At 38.7% G+C, this 21144-nt stretch carries 19 protein-coding genes and 2 tRNA genes; 3 read left to right on the top strand and 18 right to left on the bottom strand.

What is annotated here, in order from left to right:
* Positions 1-4: 4 nt before the first annotated feature.
* The gene (gene recJ / locus EI546_RS11675) at positions 5-1696 is read right to left on the bottom strand and encodes a single-stranded-DNA-specific exonuclease RecJ (RefSeq protein ID WP_128250701.1); all 1692 of its coding nucleotides are present in this window, start codon (positions 1694-1696) and stop codon (positions 5-7) included.
* A gap of 216 nt (positions 1697-1912) precedes the next feature.
* Positions 1913-2851 (bottom strand): ribose-phosphate pyrophosphokinase, encoded by a 939-nt coding sequence (locus tag EI546_RS11670; RefSeq protein ID WP_128250700.1) that lies wholly within the window; start codon positions 2849-2851, stop codon positions 1913-1915.
* Between the two features lie 172 nt (positions 2852-3023).
* Between EI546_RS11670 and EI546_RS11665 the strand changes: the two genes are divergently transcribed.
* Positions 3024-3105, top strand: a tRNA-Leu gene (locus EI546_RS11665).
* Between the two features lie 101 nt (positions 3106-3206).
* Here the strand turns inward: EI546_RS11665 and cls are convergent.
* From cls to EI546_RS11640, 6 genes are all read right to left on the bottom strand, one after another.
* Positions 3207-4664 (bottom strand): cardiolipin synthase, encoded by a 1458-nt coding sequence (gene cls, locus EI546_RS11660; protein WP_128250699.1) that lies wholly within the window; start codon positions 4662-4664, stop codon positions 3207-3209.
* Positions 4665-4753: 89 nt separating this feature from the next.
* The gene (locus EI546_RS11655) at positions 4754-5692 is read right to left on the bottom strand and encodes an ABC transporter ATP-binding protein (protein WP_128250698.1); all 939 of its coding nucleotides are present in this window, start codon (positions 5690-5692) and stop codon (positions 4754-4756) included.
* A 73-nt stretch (positions 5693-5765) separates the two neighbouring features.
* Positions 5766-6161, bottom strand: coding sequence for a hypothetical protein (locus tag EI546_RS11650; protein ID WP_128250697.1), 396 nt, complete (start codon positions 6159-6161; stop codon positions 5766-5768).
* Between the two features lie 3 nt (positions 6162-6164).
* A complete protein-coding gene (locus EI546_RS16250) occupies positions 6165-6329 on the bottom strand; it encodes a hypothetical protein (protein WP_164905230.1) in 165 nt (54 codons plus the stop codon).
* 133 nt (positions 6330-6462) lie between these two features.
* Positions 6463-7482 (bottom strand): phenylalanine--tRNA ligase subunit alpha, encoded by a 1020-nt coding sequence (gene pheS, locus EI546_RS11645; protein WP_128250696.1) that lies wholly within the window; start codon positions 7480-7482, stop codon positions 6463-6465.
* A gap of 19 nt (positions 7483-7501) precedes the next feature.
* Positions 7502-7858, bottom strand: a complete 357-nt coding sequence (locus EI546_RS11640; RefSeq protein ID WP_128250695.1) for a hypothetical protein — start codon at positions 7856-7858, stop codon at positions 7502-7504.
* A gap of 120 nt (positions 7859-7978) precedes the next feature.
* Here EI546_RS11640 and EI546_RS11635 point away from each other — a divergent pair, with 120 nt between their 5' ends.
* Both EI546_RS11635 and EI546_RS11630 read left to right on the top strand, forming a co-directional pair.
* Entirely contained in the window at positions 7979-8524 is a 546-nt protein-coding gene (locus EI546_RS11635; protein WP_164905229.1) for a CvpA family protein, read from the top strand.
* Positions 8525-9011: 487 nt separating this feature from the next.
* Positions 9012-9620 carry a superoxide dismutase gene (locus EI546_RS11630; RefSeq protein WP_128250693.1) on the top strand — a complete coding sequence of 203 codons (609 nt, stop codon included), beginning with the start codon at positions 9012-9014 and terminating at the stop codon, positions 9618-9620.
* A gap of 138 nt (positions 9621-9758) precedes the next feature.
* On the opposite strand, the gene EI546_RS11625 is transcribed toward EI546_RS11630, so the two are convergent.
* The 10 genes from EI546_RS11625 to EI546_RS11580 all read right to left on the bottom strand — a co-directional run bounded on the left by EI546_RS11625 (position 9759) and on the right by EI546_RS11580 (position 21128).
* Positions 9759-9835: transfer RNA gene (locus EI546_RS11625), tRNA-Ala, on the bottom strand.
* 79 nt (positions 9836-9914) lie between these two features.
* Entirely contained in the window at positions 9915-10754 is an 840-nt protein-coding gene (locus EI546_RS11620; protein ID WP_128250692.1) for an alpha/beta hydrolase family protein, read from the bottom strand.
* A 199-nt stretch (positions 10755-10953) separates the two neighbouring features.
* A complete protein-coding gene (locus tag EI546_RS11615) occupies positions 10954-12336 on the bottom strand; it encodes an OmpA family protein (RefSeq protein WP_128250691.1) in 1383 nt (460 codons plus the stop codon).
* 123 nt (positions 12337-12459) lie between these two features.
* Positions 12460-13659, bottom strand: a complete 1200-nt coding sequence (gene kbl / locus EI546_RS11610; RefSeq protein WP_128250690.1) for a glycine C-acetyltransferase — start codon at positions 13657-13659, stop codon at positions 12460-12462.
* A gap of 251 nt (positions 13660-13910) precedes the next feature.
* Complete coding sequence (locus EI546_RS11605; RefSeq protein WP_240673106.1) at positions 13911-14663, bottom strand: SH3 domain-containing protein; 753 nt, start codon at positions 14661-14663, stop codon at positions 13911-13913.
* A 10-nt stretch (positions 14664-14673) separates the two neighbouring features.
* Positions 14674-16446 (bottom strand): BatD family protein, encoded by a 1773-nt coding sequence (locus tag EI546_RS11600; protein WP_128250689.1) that lies wholly within the window; start codon positions 16444-16446, stop codon positions 14674-14676.
* A gap of 3 nt (positions 16447-16449) precedes the next feature.
* The gene (locus EI546_RS11595) at positions 16450-17337 is read right to left on the bottom strand and encodes a tetratricopeptide repeat protein (protein ID WP_128250688.1); all 888 of its coding nucleotides are present in this window, start codon (positions 17335-17337) and stop codon (positions 16450-16452) included.
* Positions 17338-17403: 66 nt separating this feature from the next.
* Positions 17404-18444, bottom strand: coding sequence for a vWA domain-containing protein (locus EI546_RS11590; RefSeq protein WP_128250687.1), 1041 nt, complete (start codon positions 18442-18444; stop codon positions 17404-17406).
* A 46-nt stretch (positions 18445-18490) separates the two neighbouring features.
* A complete protein-coding gene (locus tag EI546_RS11585) occupies positions 18491-19495 on the bottom strand; it encodes a vWA domain-containing protein (protein WP_128250686.1) in 1005 nt (334 codons plus the stop codon).
* Positions 19485-21128, bottom strand: coding sequence for a DUF4381 domain-containing protein (locus tag EI546_RS11580; protein ID WP_128250685.1), 1644 nt, complete (start codon positions 21126-21128; stop codon positions 19485-19487). Before EI546_RS11580 ends, EI546_RS11585 begins: the two co-directional genes overlap by 11 nt.
* Positions 21129-21144 lie beyond the last annotated feature (16 nt).

Here is a 21144-nt window from a genome sequence, read left to right as displayed (position 1 = left end):
GTTATCACTCGCGAATATCCTTTAACCTTAGTTGCAAACTCAAATTTCCCTGCCATTCATTCTCATCAATACTATAAACGGCTTTAAAAGGCTTCCCTGTGCATGCTATATCCTGTTTATTCGCCATTCCAAATCCAATACCAATAAATTGGGTAGAACTATCTTGTTTTACTACCAGTCGTAAATGTGACTGGTCCTCCCCCACGCATTTTCCATATCCCACATCTCTCAAATTTTGGGTCATAAAAGTAGGGGTCATATTACCGGGACCAAAAGGAGCGAATTGTTTTATAATCCTGTAGAATTTCGGGGTAATATCCTCCAAATCTATCTCCGCATCAATATGTATTTCGGGATGTAGCAAGCGTGGCTCAATTGTTTCTGAAACCACCCGCTCAAATTCCATCTTAAAATCCTCAAAATCCTTTTCCAACAATGTCAAGCCGGCCGCATACTTATGTCCTCCAAATTGTTCAATATACTGTGCGCAGCTTTCCAAGGCATTGTACACATCGAAATCTTTAACCGAGCGTGCTGATGCTGCCAATCGCTCACCACTACGGGTAAAAACCAAGGTTGGGCGATAATAGGTTTCCGTCAATCGGGATGCCACTATTCCAATAACTCCCTTATGCCAACTCTCGTGATAAACCACGGTGGTCCTTCTTTCCTCCTCCTTATTCTGAATTATTTGAGCAAGAGCTTCTTGGGTGATTCTCTTATCCGTCTCCCTCCGATCGGCGTTGAATTTTTCAATTTCACTGGCAAACACCTCTGCTTTCTCCATATTTGTTTCCGTGAGCAGATCCACAGCGTGAATTCCGTGTTTCATTCTTCCCGCCGCGTTAATCCGGGGTGCGATGATAAAAACAACATCAGTGATTGTAAGAGTTTGTTTCTTAATCTGCTTTATAATAGCCTGAAAACCCGTGCGGGGATTGGTGTTTATAACCCGAAGTCCATAATAGGCAAGAATTCTATTTTCCCCTGTGATGGGGACAATATCTGCACCAATAGCAGTCGCTACCAAATCCAAATACGGGACAAGGTGCTCAATCTCCAATCCGAGATTTTGAGACAAGGCTTGTATTAATTTAAAACCAACTCCACATCCACACAGTTCTTTATATGGGTAAACGCAATCCAAGCGTTTTGGATCTAAAACAGCAACCGCTTTTGGAATCTCCTTTCCAGGCAAATGATGGTCGCAAATAATGAAGTCGATGTTTTTTTCGGAAGCATAAGCTACCTTATCGATGGCCTTAATCCCACAATCCAGTGCGATTATTAAGGTGAAATCATTATCATCGGCAAAATCGATTCCTTTATATGAAATTCCATAACCTTCGTCATATCGGTCCGGAATATAGGTTGAAACATTTGGATAATAACTTTTCAGAAAAGAAGACATTAGCGCCACGCTCGTTGTTCCATCCACATCGTAATCGCCATAAACCATTATATTTTCGCCATTGGCTACAGCCCTTTCAATGCGTTCTACGGCCTTTTCCATATCCTTCATAAGAAAAGGATCATGCAGTGCGCTTAAACTCGGCCTAAAAAATGCTTTGGCTTCCTCATAAGTTTCAATGCCACGCTGGACCAATAAGGTTGCAATAATAGGATGTACACCCAACAATTTTGAAAGGGAATCTACTTTTCCAGGATTAGGTTTTGGTTTAAGAGTCCAGCGCATAATCGAAAGTTCCTAGGTTACTCTTTCCCTTTTTCAATGATAAATGAATCGGGAATATTTCTATCAAGGGGAGAATTGCAAACTTACGAAATAAAGAAGGTTTTAATATTACCGAGAAAACTGAGTGTATTATTGGAGGGTAACAAAAGTTATGGATTAGATTTTATTTATATTTCATCACTATAAATCCAAGAATAATCCAGAAAAAAACGAAAACTACATTAAAAACTTCCCGCTGATGGATTTATTTGCATTTACACTGAGCATCACATCGGCAAAGAGTTTTGCGCAACTAATTACTCTTATCTTATCACTTTTCTTGGTAGGGATGGTATCTGAAACAATCAATTCCACTAACTGCGATTTTTCAATACGCTCATAAGCATTTCCAGAAAGCAAAGGATGCGTGCAAACTGCACGAACGCTAACCGCACCTCGTTCCATCATCAAGTCGGCGGCAGTGGTAAGAGTACCCGCTGTATCGACCATATCATCAACAAGAACAACATTCTTTCCTTGTACGTCTCCTATAAGTTCCATGTGCGAAATAATATTGGCCTTTTCTCTTTGCTTATAGCAAATTACCACATCACTATTAAGAAATTTGGAATAGGCATATGCTCTTTTTGAACCGCCCATATCGGGAGATGCGATGGTAAGGTTGTCTAAGTTTAGACTTCGTAGATAGGGAAGAAAAATAGTAGATGCAAAAAGGTGATCCACGGGTTTCTCAAAAAATCCTTGAATTTGGTCGGCGTGAAGATCCATTGTAATAATCCGCGTAGCACCGGCAGTCTCCAGCATTTTGGCGACTAATTTTGCAGCAATAGGAACTCGTGGTTTATCCTTTCTATCCTGGCGTGCCCAACCAAAATAAGGTATTACGGCGGTAATGTGCCTGGCAGAGGAACGTTTTGCAGCGTCAATCATCAACAAAAGCTCCATCAAGTGGTCGCTATTAGGATAAGTAGAACCGATTAAAAATACACGGCTACCGCGAACAGATTCTTCAAATGATGGCTGGAACTCTCCATCGGAATAATGGGAAGTTATTACATTCCCCAGATCGGTTCCGAAAGCATCGGCTATATCTTTTCCAAGGGCTTCACTTTGTTTACAGGCAAAAATTTTTGGTTCGGGTGCAAGGGTTGGCATAGTATCAGGTTTTGTTTTTTAACTGCCAACAAAGGTAAAGATTATTGACACGAGAATTTATAAAAATAAGACAGCAAAAATTCTGTTGATATTCTAAATATTTGTTTATTTTTGCCACCCATTGCCGGTCCCGATGGCTATCGGGAGGCGGAAAGGTAAGAACCTAATAGAAGCTCGAGTGGCGGAATTGGTAGACGCGCTGGATTCAAAATCCAGTGTTTTCGGACGTGCGGGTTCGATTCCCGCCTCGAGTACGAATCCCTAAATGGTTTAACTGTTTAGGGATTTTTTTATGGCCCTAATTCGGGTACGACACGTATTTGATGATTGATTTCGAAGAACTTCCTATCTTAGATCACATCAACGGCGAAAATAATCCAGCAATCTTTTCTATCAGTTGGATTGCATTGGAGCGGGTTCTCCATTGTTCATTATCTATTTTTGTTGCACAATTTAAATCGTCATAAAATGCTTGTGAAAGTTCTTTGGCAATTTCCTCGTCATAAACAATTGCATTTACCTCAAAGTTGAGATCGAAACTTCGAATATCCATATTCGCCGTGCCAACTATGGCCAATTGTTTATCCACAACCATGGTTTTGGCATGCACAAATCCCTTATCGTAGCGATAAATCTCGGCGCCAGCTTTCATAAGCCGACCATAATAGGAGCGCGCCGCAAAATTTACCAAATGGGAATCTGAGATTCCAGGCACCAACAATTTTATCTTAATCCCACTATATGCAGCTAGCATTAAACAATCCAGCAGACTCAGGCCGGGGATAAAATAAGGAGTGGTAATAAGAATTTCTTCCTTCGCGAGATTTATAGCCTGCATTAAGGATTGTTCGATCAGTGCGGTATCAGAATCGGGACCACTTGCAACAATTTGGACAATTTTTCCTTTTTCAACCGGAATTCGATGCATCTGAGGAAAGAAATGATCCTTAGGTTCCAACAAGGTTCCTGAACAATAGTTCCAATCGCCTATAAAAATATATTGCAAGGTCCTTACTGCCGGACCCTCAATCATCAAATGGGTATCGCGCCAAAATAAGATCTCCTTTTCCGTGGTAGAGTTAACATATTTATCGCTGACGTTAATGCCTCCCACAAATCCAATCGTTCCATCAATTATAATTATCTTTCGGTGGTTACGATAATTCAGCCTGTTTGCGAAACTAATAAGCTTTATACGATAGAATGGAAATGCTTCTACACCTGCAGCAATTAATCGTGGGACTTGCACCTTTCGGATTGCACGGCTTCCAAAATCATCGTAAATAAATCGAACCTTCACGCCTTCCTTGGCCTTCTCAATCAATAAATCTATTATTTTGCATCCTACCGAATCATCATTAAAAATATAATACTCAATATGGATGTGGTCCTTGGCGCTTTTTAAAGCTTCAAACACTTTTGGGAATTTATTTTCACCGTTCAACAACAGAGAAACGTCATTATCGCCAATAATAGGACTAAGAGTTTGGTTAAGAATAAGAAGCGCGAGTTTTTTAAAATTAATCACTGGGGATTCCTTATTTGAGAAAATCGCTTTGGAATCCACGGATATTTGCTTTCGTATTGCGGCTACCCTCTTATCATCACCAAAAATCTTCTTACTATAAATTTTACGTTTCCGATAATTGATGCCCAGGGAAAAATAAATAATAATTCCAATAAACGGTAAAAATATGATTGCTAGAAGATAGGCAAAGGTCTTAGTGGTGCTCTGTGTATCATAAATGACCCGGCCACAAGTAAAGATTACAATAAGAATATAGATTATCTCAAGAAGTAGAATCCAATTCATTCACGGAAGGTTTGAGCTTTGAAGTAAATTTAGAAATTTAACATTCAAAAACCACAATTAAAATCAGGTATCAATCAAAAATCCAATTTTTAATGATATTCGAGATGAAAAACACTTCCTTTTTTAAGTTTTTTGAAATGATTAAAGAAAATATCTTTATTGTTCCACTTACTCTGAATTAGATAATGGGTGCCATGGAAATAACATTTTTCTACTACCACGGGAAAATCTGTTTCCATTGTGGAAATTTGTAGTTGGTGTGGAAAGATTAAAACTTCTCCTTCTGTCCTTGCTGAAGAGAACAACTGTTTAGGCAACACATTGACATCGCCAAAAAACCCTCCTTGGTATTCGTCGGAAACATTTTGATATATCTCTTCTGGTCTTCCGAACATTTCCATACTACCATTTTTCAACATCAGGATATAATCTGAAAAAGCCAAAGCTTCTTCACTATCGTGGGTAGCAGAAATACAACTGACATTTTTCTCTTTAAGATGATTGAAGAGATTTCGCCTTAGTTTGCTTTTTTTAAAGACATCGATATTACTAAAGGGTTCGTCCAAGAGTAAAATCTGTGGTTCATTTGCCAAAGCTTTGGCAAGGGCAACTCGCTGTTTTTGTCCGCCACTAAGATTTTTGACCAAGGTGTTTTTAAAAGGCTGCAGCTCCACAACTTCCAACAGTTCTTCAATCCTATTCTTATCCTCATCTAGTCCTGTAAGAAATGAGGCCAAATTTTCCGCTACAGTAGTGAAAGGCATAATATCGAATTCCTGTGCCACCAGCTTCATAAAAGGTTCCCCAGGAACCAACGAATGTCCGGGGCCTAAAAGTTTGGTATTATTATAATGGATTTCACCTTCATCTAGGTTAAGAAGCCCATAGATAAGATGAAGAAGAGTGGATTTACCACAACCGCTTTCGCCAAGAATGCTTAAATGTTCACCAGATTTTATGCGGAAGTGGATATCCTTCAGAATGGTAACTTCAGAATAAGAAAAGGAATCAATATCAACTTTGAGCATTGACAGAAATTTTATAAGAACTCTAAAATTAAAAAGAATTCCGAATTATTGGAAAGATGTAATTTCCTATCGTTTATCTAGCGAAAACACCTTCCTTCTCCAGTAATGGAATTCCATCAAGGTTTGAATCTGAAATACTTTTGGGATCAAAAACATAATTTTTCTCGAACAGTTTGTTTTCAGCAAAGAAAGTAACAAGATATTCGTTGGTAAAACCAAGAACTTCAGAAGGAATAAATTCTATTTTTATGGATTGGTTTGGTTGTATATCACCTAATGATTGCCTCAAAGTTGAAGTCTTTCTATCTTCACTTTTCCCTCTGGAAACTACCAACACCATGGAAATTACGTCCGTTCGGCCATTTATAAGATAAATATTCCATTCTTGGGACTGGAAATCTTCATCCCATTCTTTCACGGCCACGACATATACATTCTTTGCTTTAGGGATTTCTATATCCTTACGCATAGATTAGTCTTTTGATTTCCACATTATCCAAACTACCAATAGAGCAATAGCGGCTATGCCAAGCATTATACCACCAAAAGCGATTTTAATGGTTGCTACAACAAATGTAAAATAGGCTACAACTAAAGCAACAATGATCAATAATGCAATAACAAGGTATTTGGTCATGGTATATCTTTTTTTGGAATTAAATTATAAGAATTCAACTTTCGAATGTTAAAGATAAATAATGTTACTTTACAGCACCCTTCAAGTTAGATTGATAAGCCATATTTTATCGAAGTCTTAACGTTCCCGACAACTACAATACACTTTTAAACTGCTCCAGGAACCTCACATCATTTTCCGCAAACATTCTTATATCCGGAATTTGATGGAGTAGCATGGCAATTCTATCTATTCCCATTCCGAAGGCGAAACCGGAGTAAATATCAGAGTCAATTCCACAATTCTTTAGCACATTGGGGTCGACCATACCGCAACCCATAATCTCCAACCAACCTGTTCCCTTAGTCATTCTATAGTCAGTTTCTGTTTCCAGGCCCCAATAAACATCAACCTCCGCACTAGGTTCAGTAAAGGGAAAATAGGAAGGACGAAGTCGGATTTTTGATTTCCCGAACATTTCTGTTGTAAAATATTGTAAAGTCTGCTTTAAATCGGCAAAGCTGACTCCCTTATCCACATAGAGACCTTCTACTTGGTGGAAGAAGCAATGTGAACGTGCAGAAATAGCTTCGTTTCTATAGACTCGTCCTGGAGAAATAGTGCGGATTGGCGGTTTATTATTTTCCATATAACGCACCTGAACAGACGAAGTGTGCGTACGCAGGAGTACATCGGGATTAGTTTGGATAAAGAATGTGTCCTGCATATCTCGTGCGGGATGATATTCTGGAAGGTTTAAAGCCGAAAAATTATGCCAGTCGTCCTCCATTTCAGGTCCCTCAGAAACGTTGAACCCAATGCGTAAAAAGATATCGATTATCCTATTCTTAACAAGTGAAATAGGATGTCGGGAGCCTAATTGAACCGTCTCTCCTGGTCTGGAAAGATCACCGTAGGATGCTTTGGTTTCCTGTGATCCCTCGTAGGCTTCCTTCAATTCATTGATCTTATCCTGGGCAGCATTCTTAAGAGTATTGATAACCTGTCCAAATTCCTTCTTTTGATCGTTGGGTACATTTTTGAACTCAGCGAAGAAAGTGTTTAGAACTCCCTTTTTACCCAAATACTTTATCCGGAAGTTTTCGATTTCCTCTATTTTGGCAGATGAAAAAGATTCTACCTCGGCAATATGTTTCTTTATTGTTTCTATCATTTTTAGATAATTAATCCGATTAAGCAATTACGTCTTTCTCCATAAAATACTGCACAATAGCTTCCTTCATTAAGACACTTTGCTCTCCAGCTTTTAATGGGGGCAATTGTTCCAAAACCTTATAGTGCGGCCATCCGTCCTTGTCCACATATTCAAATTCATAGTAGCCGTAGGGCTGCAGCAGGCGACAGATTGCAATATGCATCAGATTCAATTTTTCGTCCTTTTTGAATTTTCTATGCAATTGGCCCAACTCCTGAAGACCGACCAAATAAATGATTGCATCAAGATCCAGTACGACCCCATCGGCAAAACGCTCGCCAAGAAGTTTTACCACGGCGTCCCATCTTTCTTTTAATTGTTCATCACGTGCCATCCTATTCACATTTAAATATCTGCAAAGATACATTTTACTATTCTGAATTTTGAATTTTTCAGAAATCAGAAATCAAGATTTAAAATGGGAAATAGCTATATTTATGAAAAATTCTACATAATGAATACCATCGATATCGTTCTGGGATTGATTTTAATTATTGCCTTTTTTATGGGTTTCCGCAAAGGCTTTCTCCGCGTACTGGCATCCCTGATCGGTTTAGTCGCTGGAGTTTATTGTGCTGTATTTTTTTCGGGATATGTAGCGGATTATTTGGTCCGTTGGTTTGATTGGAGTTCAGATATTAATCGAATAGCCGCGTTTGTTATAACCTTAGTATTGGTAGTCCTTCTTTTTGCTCTTCTGGGCCGTGTTTTAACTAAGGTGGCAAATTTTGCCCTTATGGGATTTCTAAATAAATTTATGGGTGGAATCCTTAATGTCATAAAAACTGCTTTTCTCATTAGTGTTATTTTTATGTTGGTAAATTCTTCAGAAAATTATAGCATTCTAACTCCAGAAAAGCGTGAAACTTCAACGTTATATGCACCGATTGCCGTATTGGCACCCACAATTCTTCCCACAATTGAAAAACATCTTGAAGAATTGGATCTCCATCCACAACTAGAGTTCCCAATAAATTCTAAACGTGATACCTTAAGATAAACGGTGGGGAGTCAAGAATCAGTTACACCATTTGTCCGTCGTAAAGAGAAGGGAAGACTCAAGAAATAGGAGCGAGGAACCAAGAGCCCGGAAGCGCCAATACCCAATTAAGAATCAACCAAGAATCACTTTCCCGCCGAAATTAAGGAATAGGTGGAAGAATCAAGATTCCACCAGGGCCCACTTGTCTCCAGAATCTAAAGAGTAGATGAAAAATTAACCAAGAAATATTTGTAAAGCGTACGGGGCAGAATTAAGAGTCAAAACTGGAAAATATATAATAGGAAGAACTTTGTTTAGATAAATCAAGAATGGCTACTTATTTCCATTTTGAAATCATTTTCAAAAAATAGACCTCAGTTTCTTTTGCACAATACCGATTTCGCAGACAATAGCCAAAATCTTATCAAATCTATAACACTTTAAAATGAAGATAATGCATAGCTTTGTGAACCTGAGAAATAATTAATTAAAAAAACAAAATATTATGTCATTCGAATTGCCAAAATTGCCCTATGCATTTGATGCATTAGAGCCCAACATCGACGCCAAAACCATGGAAATCCACCATGATAAACACCATAAAGGTTATACAGATAATTTAAATAAGGCCATTGAAGGTACGGACCTCGAAAAAAAATCCATTGAGGATATCCTTAAAAACCTTGATATGGAAAATAAGGCCGTCCGCAACAATGGAGGAGGGTTTTTTAACCATAGTTTATTTTGGAAAGTAATGTCACCTAATGGAGGTGGAAAACCTAGTGGAGATCTTGCCAAAGCGATTGATGAGGCCTTTGGAAGTTTTGATGCCTTTAAAGAAAAGTTTTCAACTGCTGCCAAAACCCAATTTGGCTCAGGCTGGGCTTGGCTTTGCGTGAACAAAGGTGGCAAATTGGAAATTTCCGCTACACCAAACCAAGATAATCCCTTGATGCCTGGAACTAAATGTGATGGTTATCCTATTTTAGGATTGGATGTCTGGGAACACGCGTATTATCTAAAGTATCAAAATAAGCGTCCTGATTATGTGGAAGCATTCTGGAACGTAGTGAATTGGGATGAAGTAGCTTCCAATTACGCAAAACACAAATAATTTGGCTAATCCAATTATTGAAAATCCGTTGAGATCTTCTTATTCTCAACGGATTTTTTTATATTATTTCTAATAAACTTCCTAAAAATAAAAAACCACCGTATTACCAGTGGTTAGAAATTGAAGATCATCTTCATTTGGTGGAGAATATCGGAGTCGAACCGATGACCTCTTGCATGCCATGCAAGCGCTCTAGCCAGCTGAGCTAATCCCCCGTTTCCCAGTTTTTGGAAGATTCCATAAGAATCTACTAGATTGGGATGCCAAAAGTAATAATTTTTTTAATACCTACACCTATTTTAAAAAATCTATTGTTTTATCTACAACTTTTCTTAAGTTTTCGGGTAAGGTGGATTCTTTCCAGGGATGTACAGCGCCAAAAACGTGATCGCCCGACGGGATAACTTCCAATTTGCTGGTAGGGTTCCATCCGTGAAGTTTTCGCGCTTCTGATAGGGTAACAGTAGCATCATCCTCTCCTTGAACAATGAGATAAGGAATTTTTAAATTCTTTACGGCTCGGCTTATGGTATAGCGCTCTTCATGTCTTTTGAAATCTTCATAAAACTGAAAATGATGGGGAAGTTGCTGTTTAGTTCGGCTATTTTCTACGTAGGTAATTCCGCTATTTTTCCAATTTTCGAATTCAGGTGAATTCTCATGAAATCTAGATTTGAAGTCACTTACTCCCGCCCAGGTTACTACCCTGTCGATTCTTGAATCCTCCTGTGCCTTTATCAAAACTGTTCCACCACCACGGCTATGTCCAATGAGATATACTTTGGAAACCAGTTGCTCCAAATTCATTTCATTATCTTCTATGCCATTTAAAACCCTATTTAGATCATCTAGCTCCAGTGAAAAGTTATTTTCCGCAAAAGCCTCCAAATCGGGGAAATCTATTGGTTGTTCCATTGTTCCTCCATTATGGGAAAAATTGAATTTTATGAAGCAAAAACCAGCTTCGGCAAAAGCCTCTGCCACCAAATTCCAAGCACCCCAATCTTTAAAACCCTTGTAGCCGTGACTAAAAATAACCAATGGAAGTGGTTCTCCTGATTTATAATAGTAGAGGTCATATAGGATTGGCTTTTTGTTTGCCGTGTTTAAAACTAAATTCTTCTTTATTATCATCTTATCATTTATTTTACATTTTTGAAGAGTTGGAGTAATGTATTGAAACTGTTTAACATACCCCACGAAACCAAATTAAAACTCTTAATGAGGAAGGGTTGCACCTTTCTATATTTGAAGTTAGGTCTTGGTGGAAAAAAGAAACGCCCCCGAATTTGGGAGGCGTTCCTGAATTATTATTTAAACTTCTCGTTTGAAATTACTTCTTTAAAGAGATTTCAACACGACGGTTTTGTTGTCTTCCAGCCGCAGTTTTGTTTGAAGCGATTGGTCTAGATGGACCGTATCCTTCTGAAGTCAATCTGCTTGCGTCCATTCCGATTGTTACAAGATAATCTTTAACTGCCGCAGCTCTTTCTTTAGAAAGTCTTTCATTCAGTTTTAGGCTACCTGAACTATCAGTATGTCCTTCAACCTCAAACTTAGCGTTTGGATATTCTTTCATTACATCAACGATTTTTTGAAGTACCGCGTAAGATTCTGGACGGATAGTTGATTTACCAAGATCGAACAAGATAGTTTTTGAGAACTCATTCAATTGTTTGATAACTTCAACAGTTACTTCTGGGCAACCGTGGTTTGCAACAGTTCCAGGAACATCTGGGCACTGATCGTCTTTGTCAAGAACACCATCCCCATCTCTATCTGGCCAAGGGCAACCATCGTTTTCAGCTGGACCAGCTTCGTTTGGACACTTATCCTTATGATCTGGGATACCATCTCCATCAGTATCAGGACATCCGTTGAACTCAGCAAGACCTGCAACAGTAGGACACTCATCTAAATGATCAGGGATTCCGTCACCGTCAGTATCAGGACATCCGTTGAACTCAGCAAGACCTGGAGTATCTGGACACTCATCTAGGTGATCTGGGATTCCGTCACCATCAGTATCAGGACAACCGTTAAACTCAGCTAAACCTGGAGTTTCTGGACACTCATCATCTTTATCATATATTCCGTCACCGTCAGTATCTTTTCCTCCAAACTGGAACACCAATCCTGCAGAGTGCTGGAAGTGGCTAATTCCGTAGTCATCTTCAAACGCATGTTTGTAAGTAGATTGGAAGTTAATTGCGATATTATCATTAAGCCAGAATTTAATTCCAACCAAACCGTTAGCGGTTCCAAATCCGATATCATCTACCCAAGTGTAACCTCCACCAACACCGATAGAAGGATCAAACCATGAACTTCCGATAGCATTTTTGAAGCTATACTTAATTTCACCGTCTGCGCCGTAATAGGTCAAGTTGTCAGCAGAATAATCACCAAGTTTTTTAATTCTGTTAAGAGAACCAGCAGCTGTAAATACAAATCCGCTACCAATGTAACGGCTTACTGCCAATCTAGAAACCGATGGAATAATATTCCAGTGATCGGCCGCGTTGAAATACTCGTCGAACATTTCGCCTCTCATGGAAGGGTCAATTCGTCCTTTATCACTAGTGCCAACTGGATAGACGTCAACAGCATTGACTCCTATTTCAATGGCCCAAGGATGATTCTCGTCTTGCGCGTTCGCTACGCCAATCCCCATAAAAAGGACAGCAGCAACTAATAATTTGAACAGATGTTTCATATTCGATTGTTTAATTTTTTAAGTGTTAATTAAAGGCAAAAGTAAGTTGTTAAAATGTATATACAAAAGCAAATCTAATAAAGTTTTCCTAAAATAGGCATGTTTACTATGGAATTGTGGGGTTTAGGCATTAATTACACCTAATTTTTTACCAACAGTTTTAAATGCATTTATAGCCTTATCCAGATGCTCTCTTGTGTGGGCAGCAGATAGTTGCACACGAATTCGAGCCTTCCCTTTTGGAACTACAGGAAAGAAAAATCCTATTACATATATCCCTTCCTCCAATAACATATCGGCCATTTGTTGCGAAAGCTTGGCGTCATATAGCATTACTGGTACAATTGCGGAATCCCCCTCAATTATGTCGAAACCTGCGGCTTTCATTCCTTTTTTGAAATAATCAGCATTTTCAGCTAATTTATCGCTCAAGGTGTTGTCATTGGCGAGCAGATCGAAAACTTTAATTGATGCCCCAACAATTGCAGGAGCAAGTGAATTCGAAAAGAGATATGGACGGGAACGCTGACGCAACATTTCAATTATTTCCTTTTTACCGGTTGTATAACCTCCCATTGCACCTCCCAAAGCCTTACCCAGAGTTCCTGTAACGATATCAATTCTATCCATTACACCCTTTTCCTCCACTGTTCCTCGTCCGGTTTTCCCTAGAAATCCTGTAGCGTGGCAATCGTCCACCATAACCATAGCATCATATTTCTCTGCCAGATCACAAATTTTATCCAGAGGAGCTACCAAACCATCCATAGAGAATACACCATCTGTAACGATAAGCTTAAATCTATCACCGTTTGCTTGTGAAGCTTTTAATTGTTTTTCAAGATCCTCCATATTGCTATTTTCATAGCGATAGCGAGAGGCCTTACAGAGCCTAACCCCATCAATTATGGAAGCGTGATTTAACGAGTCGGAAATGATGGCATCTTGCTCTCCCAAAAGTGGTTCGAAAACTCCGCCATTAGCGTCAAAGCAAGCGGCATATAGAATGGTATCTTCATACCCATAAAAATCAGCGATCTTTTTCTCCAATTCCTTATGTATGTCTTGGGTTCCACAAATAAAGCGCACGGAAGACATTCCGAAGCCATGGGTGTCCATTGCATCCTTTGCCGCCTGAACCACTTCGGGATGGTTTGAAAGACCCAAATAATTGTTTGCACAAAAATTGATAACTTCCTGCCCGGTGGAGATTTTTATTACCGCATCTTGGGGTGAAGTAATAATCCGCTCTTTTTTATAAAGACCGTTTTCTTCTATATCCTTAAGTTCCTTACGTAAGTGATCTTTGATTTCTCCGTACATTTTCTTGAAATTTTAATATGAGTATATAAGTCGCAAATTTAACCTTTATTTCCTAATTGAAGGTGAAACAACAGGAGCCTTATGAGAATTGTCAGGAAAGATAATTCTGAAGAAAGAACCCGAAAATAAATTGCAATATTGACCGACAAAGAAACCCCAGGGTATCAATATTTGTATAACCGACATCTTAAATTTAAGTTGTCTCTCTTGAAAAAAATAGGAAAATGATTTTCCTATACTAGCCACGGAAATTAAAGTTGCTTCAAATCTGACGCCGGGATCCAGCCATCTTTTCCGTCAGCGAGAGCAATACGGTACCAATTTCCATCTTGTGCGGTAATTTGGACCTTGGTGCCTTCGTGGAGAACAAATGCAGAATTACTTCCCATTGAAGGTTCAGATTTCACCTCGCTTTGAGTGGAAAATATTATGGCTGGTTGGTTGTTGCTATAGTCTCCATAGGTTAAAAAAGCCATTGTTACCGTTCCCACCATTAAAAGAACTGCGAGAATAGAGGTAGCAAATAGCAGTCTTTTTCTTCTTTCAGAATAGGAAAAATAATACAGCAAAAACAAGCCGACAAAAACAATTGAAAAAATAACTCCGGCAATGGCCCATCCATCAAAAGTGAAAGTTGTGGCGACATTCTCGTACCATTTTGAAAATACAGATTGTGGTAAGGGCTCGATTGCATCAATCCGCGCATTTTCGGCAAACGCAAGATTGTTTTTTATATCACTATCGTTTGGTTGCAACTGTAAGGCTTTCTCATAATAGTAAATACTCGGACCGATTTGATTCAACTTGTATTGTGCATTCCCTATATTAAAATATAGTTCAGCAGAAGCTTGGCCATTTTCAAGAATTTGCATCCAGGAATTGATCGCTTGTTGGTATTTACCATTTTTATAAAGTTCCTTACCCTGATCAAAAAGTTTTTCGTTCTGGCCGAAACCAAAAATAGAAAAGAATAAAATCGAAAGAAATAACAGCTTTTTCATCATCTTCAACATATTACTGTATTTGTTTATCAATATTAGAAATTACCTCGACCGCTTTCTGGTAGTCCTGCGCTACGGATGCCTGGGAGGAAGATGCGTATCTCGCAAATTCACAACTCTTTAATAAGCCTATAAAGCTATCCACGGTAGTGGCCTCAACTTTTCTATCAACCAACATTTCTGAGATCAGTACTTTTTCCATTTCGGAAGTCTCGATATTAAGTTTGGCTTTTAGGTAATTGTGTAAGGCACGCTCCAAAGCTTCATAAAAAGCAATGGGATTGGAAATATTCCTTTTAGCTTCTGATAAATATTTTTTGGCAAGCTTGTTCGCTCGACGTAATTTATTTCCTTCAACATCGGCCAAGCGTTCTTTACGTTTTTTTCCTACAAGAATGAACAAGGGAATTAAAAGGAATGGTCCGCCCAATAGCGACCAAAAAAGCGGTGAATTAAAAAATGGTTCTTGATCTAAGGATTTTAAATTTGCATCCAGCTTGATATACTTAAAATTGTCCTGCGAAAGAACCACTGCTTGCTTATGATCCTTTGCGCTGTTCTGGTTGGTATTAGCAGTTAATGGCCCATTCTCAACATCAATAGTAAATTCCTTGGAAGTAATAGTTCTATATTTTTCAGATTTTGGATCGAAAAATGAAAAAGATAAAGGTTGAATTGGATAAGTACCTTTAAATTGTGGTACAATCGTATAAGAATCGCTAATAGAACCTTGCATCCCCGCAATGGTGGTAGTGACATTTTCCGAATGCTCTGGCTCATATACTTCAAGGGAGCTAGGTAATTTTACTGTAGGTGTAGTAAATAACTTCAAATTCCCTTTTCCCGAAACCTTCACATCCATTTGAAGGGATTCATTTGCATTAAGCTGGGTCTTATTTGTAGTAACATCAAATTGGAAATCTCCAACTGCCCCGTTAAACCCATCGGGTTTTCCAGCAATAGGTAATGGTTTTACGTTGATGGTTCTCTTCCCGGCAGAAATGGTTTTGTTTACCCGCTCCATTACACGACGACCAAAAATATCGCGACGGTTACCTTGAACGTCTATTGGTATATCCAAAGTAAGAGGTTCAATTTCAAGCTCTCCTGTTTTCTGTGGATACAGCACAGTTGTTCTTAAAATTACATATCGATAATCCTGACCATTATACTTTCCATCGTAAACCTTGTAGTTATTACGATTATCAATATTCTGACTCCAGAAATCAGCATATTTTGGGGTATCGATTTCACGCCATTGACTGGTAATGCTCACTTCGTGAGAGACGTACAGTTTATAGGTTACCGTAATCGCTTCATTTAAATAAGGATTAGTTTTGGAAATTTCGGCAACTAAGTGAACATTTTCACTTGCCAAATAATCCGCATTGTTGCCATCTTTGGGAACATCCACTGCCGCGGTTATGGTAACCTCGACCGGAGAAGTTTTATAGATTTCGCCCTTTACTTCAATTGTGGCTTGGCCTATTAAGATCTTCCCTGTTTTTTGTGGAGCTAAAAAATAAGAATACGTTTTTGAAAAGCTACGCTTACCATTAATCCACGAATTACTGATGGACTGGTTCGGACCCCCCACGACCCGGAAATTTTCAAAACTAGGTGGGGTAAAATTATCGCCATCTTGGTTCATCTCAAAATCAACTCGCAGTCGCTCATTGACCCCAAGCCGGTTTTTGCTCACCTTTGCATCAAATTGAACTTGTGCCTTCGCAGCTAAGCCACACAGCATAAATCCAAATAGAAATATTAAATTCTTCATCTTCATAGTCTACCAATCTTTGTCCGATTTGACTTTAACACCTTTCTCTTTTTCGGCATTTATTTTTTCCTGTACTTTTTTCTCCTCATTGTTCATGGCCTCTAAAAGACTTTTTACTTGTTGGGGAGAAAGCTGACCAGGAACTTGTTGTTGCTGTTGGGGTTTATCACCTTCTTCTTCCTTAGGCTTATTGGATTCTCCCTTATCTTTATCTCCTTCTTGTTTATCTTCTTTTTGATCTCCTTTATCCTTATCCTCTTTCTTGTCTCCTTCATCACCTTCATTCTTGTCCTTATTATCCTGATCTTTTTGGTCCTGCTGATCCTTTTTGTCCTGGTCCTGCTCTTGTTTATCCTGATTATCCTTATCCTTATCGTCATTATCCTCTGGTGGTGGCGGATTTTTCTCTAGCATATCTTTTGCTAAAGCCAAATTATATCGGGTTTCATCATCATTCGGATTGTTTCGAAGCGCATCCTTATATGCCGCTACGGCTTCCTGATATTTTTTTTCTTTCATATAGGTATTTCCCAAATTGTGAAATGCCTGATGTTTTTCTGTCTTAGTATTGGCTGTTGTCGCCGCCTGTTTAAACCGCAACATCGCTTCAGCGTTTTGCTCCCGTTCATAATAGGCAGTGCCGAGGTTGTACTTTGCAGTTTCACTTTTAGGGTTTAGTGAAATAGCTTGACGATAATCTGCCTCAGCATCTACAAATTTTCCTTTTTGAAGGGATTGTTGTGCCTCGCTCATATATTCTTGCGATGCTTTTAACTGCTTTTTCTGTTCCTTGGTCTGTTGTTGGGCAAAACTGAGAAAAGGAAGCATCAACAATACCAGCAACAGGTTTTGTCCCACTTTACCTTGTTTTATTTTATAATGTGAAATGCTCTTCATTTCTTAAACTCCTTAGTTGCTCACTTAGCAAGATTCATAGTTCAATTTAAATATTGAAACTAGACTTTACTTTTTCTTTTCGTTAAACAGGTTCAATTTTTCTAACCAAGCGGTTTTTCGTTCAAGTAAGAACAAGTCCAATACCAGCAAAAATAATGCCCCAGCTAAAAACCATTGAAATTGGTCTTTAAAATCGGTGTACTGTTTTGATTCAAACTCCTTTTTGTCCATTGCATTGAGAATGGATTTCACTCTATCAACGACTTCTTTTGTATTTGCGCCGTTAATATACTCTCCATTGGTGATTTTCGCAATCTCCTTAAGAGTTTCTTCACCTAAACGACTTATTACCTGTTCGTTATTTTTATCACGTAGGTAATATTGAAGTATTCCATTCTTTTTAATGGGAATAGGTCCGCCTTCCACGGTTCCTACACCGATTGGAAAAATACGAATACCTTTTTCTGCGGCTTCTTCAGCTATTTTAGAGATGTTTCCACCGTGATCTTCTCCATCCGAAACTAAAAATAAAACACGATTGGTTTGATCTTCATCATCGTAAAAAGTTTGCGCCATTTCAATAGCTTGGGTTATGGCAGTTCCTTGTGATGAGACCATATCGGTATTCATTCCCGCTAAAAATAATTTCGCGGCGGCAAAATCTGTAGTAATTGGAACCTGTGGAAAAGCACTACCTGCGTACCCAATAATTCCCACTCTATCACCAGCGAGGTTATTTATTATCTGGGTGATGAGTTGTTTGGCTTTATCCAACCGATTTGGGGCAATATCCTCCACCAACATACTTTTTGAAACGTCCAATGCAAAAACAATATCCACACCCTCTCTTTTTACCGTTTCCAGTTTAGTCCCTATTTTTGGATTTACCAAGGCAAAGCTCAGACAGGCAACAGCAAGACAAAGCACCAAAATTTTTAGAACGGATTTAAAAGTTGAACGACTCGGACTCAGTTTTTTGAGAAGTTCTTTGTCAACAAAACGCTTTTGTACCGTTCTTTTCCAAACCATCAGCATTAGGTACAGAACCACAATCACCGGAATGGCAAAAAGGATGTAGAAATATATGGGTTGTTCTAGTTGGTACACCTTTGAAAAAAGTTAATTGTTACTGGGTTAATGGTTAATCGTTCGTTTATAAAAATCCTCTAAATAATGAAATCCGCAATAGGAACTCGAAACCGATCAATATCAAGCCTAAAATGACCCATTGGCGGAACATTTCGTTATAATTTGTGTATTTGAATTCTTCAATGTCTGTTTTTTCCAATTTATTTATTTCATCATAAATCTTTTCCAATTTTTGGTTGTCGGTTGCTCTAAAATATTGACCTCCGGTTCTTTTGGCAATATCCTTCATCAATTGCTCATCAATTTCTACAGGTACATTTCCATATTGGAATCCGCCGTCTGGCCGAATAGCAATAGGCGACATTGCCATACCGTTAGTCCCGATTCCAATGGTGTAAACTTTAATTCCAAATTCTACGGCCAATTCACTTGCAATCTTAGGATCTATAAAGCCCGTATTATTAACACCGTCGGTTAAAAGAATAATAACCTTACTCTTGGCACGACTATCTTTTAAACGGTTTACAGCGGTTGCCAGACCAGATCCAATTGCAGTGCCACCTTCAATTGTAGTGTTGTATTCCATACTCTTTAGAGAGGAAAGCAATAAGTTTTTATCACTGGTTAATGGCGTTCGGGTATAACTCTCACCAGCATATTCAACCAGTCCTATTCTGTCATTTGGACGACCTTTGATAAAATGTGCAACGGTTGTTTTTAGAGCTTCCAGTCTGTTTGGTTTTAAATCTCTCGCCAACATACTTGCTGAAAGGTCCATTGCCATTACAATGTCTATACCGCGAGTGGTTTTCGTTTTTGTGGTTTCATCTACCGTTCTGGGTCTAGCCATTGCAACAATTATTGCCGAAAGCGCTAAGAGCCTGAGAGCAAACAAAACAGGTTTTAATCTGGCAAGCCAGTTCTTTCCAGTTTTAAACCCTTGAATGCTGGAGATTTTTAAAGTAGCGGTTTGCTTTTTTCGTTTCCATAGATACCATAGAATAAGCACTGGAAGTAATAGGAACAACCAGAAAAACTGCGGATTTACAAATTCGAAATTACTTCCCATCTTTCTGAGTTATTTCAAGCTCTATGGAAGCTTCTATTCTTTTGATTATTTCTTTCGCGTACTTACCGTCATCCTGAAATACGATCAACACTTCCTGCAACCCATTTTCTTGGGCGAATAGTAACAATTCATAAGAGCTTTTTTGGTCCTGAATCTTTTTGTCAGAAACTTGAACGTTGAAATCACCGTGGGCTCTTAGTCCCTTGATGCCCTTATCCGTTTCAAAATCATCCCGCTTCACGACCATATTTTTTGCTCCGCTCTGTTCTAGATCATCAAGGACCGAATCAAGAGCGGTATCTAGGGCAATGTCATTTTTTTGTTGAAATTGAATGGTGGAAACCATTATGTAAAAATCGGAAGTCATTTTACCATAAGTAAAAATATCTTTCCTGCTTATGGCGCTATTAGCGGCATTTGTTACCGGTGCTTCGGCCCTTACCAACACTTTGGGAGTTTCTATAATAACCGCCGGAAATCCATATTCACTTTTTATCCAAGTACCTTCGGCGAGTTCCCTAAGATCATTCCCAAAAAGTTTGTCTTTCAGATTATCAAATCCTGTGAGGCTTCCGTACACAACTCCAGCCAAGATCACAGCAACCACAATTCCGGAAATCCCCAATATCCATTTCCTTCTTTGGCGTCTTTTTCTTAGTTTTTCAAGATATTCCTCATTTTTAAGAAGCTCTTCTTCTGTTGGCTCCGGAATTACCTCGTGAGTTTCATTAATTATCTCTTCAATGGTTTTTCGGTCCACTTCTGCCTGTCCGGCCAGCTGATTCATTTTGGCAAATTTCACCAAATCCGCACGTTTGAAAATCATATCCAGTCTTCGGATTGTTTCGTTATCGAAATCGAAATTTCCGGCCTCCTTATGCATCATCAAGCGAGTGATCAATTCGTCGCTAGTACTTTCCATTGCAGATTCGTCCACTTCACGATCTAGATAGCGTTTAACTATTTCGGTTAAACTGCTATAGTATTCCTTGCTTTTATTCTCCTGAAGAAGTTGGGAATTATCCAGTTTTTTTAATGCTACAATCGCTTCTTCGTAGGGTGGCAATTGCTTTTCAGCAGCATCTCTTCGTTTTTTTCTTCTGAAAAGATAAATACCCAGCAGAACTAATAAAATCAGTGGCACCACCCAATATAAAACCTGCTTCCAATTAAAAGGCGGACCCTGCACTTCCACGGCTGGCTTAATATCAAACATCTTCTGCTTGGCCGTATCAACAACCACATCATTTACCTCAACCTTTATAGAATCGGTATAAAATGGTTTATTATTGATAAGAATTCGCTGAGGGGGAATTGTGTAATGTCCGCTGTCAAATTGGGTAAGCCCATATTTCTTAATTAAGTGGTATTTTGAGGCTTCGAAAGTAGTATCCACTTTATAGGATTCAATCATTTCCAAAGGAGCGAAAGTCTGCTCTTCTGGAAAAACGACCATATCAGTTGAATCCGCATCTACACCAATGGAATAAAGTATTTCTTCACCAATTCGAATCTTTGTAGAATCGACCGAAGTTGTTATTTGTGAAAAGGAAATGGAAGAATAGAGAAAAAAGATAAGAGAACAGAGAAGTAACTTCCCCTGAAAATTAAAATTTCTATATATAAAATTCATATTTAATCTAACCTCT

The sequence above is a fragment of the Aequorivita sp. H23M31 genome, from assembly GCF_004022485.1.
GTDB classification, from domain to species: Bacteria; Bacteroidota; Bacteroidia; order Flavobacteriales; family Flavobacteriaceae; genus Aequorivita; species Aequorivita ciconiae.
The sequence above is the reverse complement of the archived record's forward strand: the minus strand, read 5'-3'. Positions and strand labels throughout refer to the sequence as shown.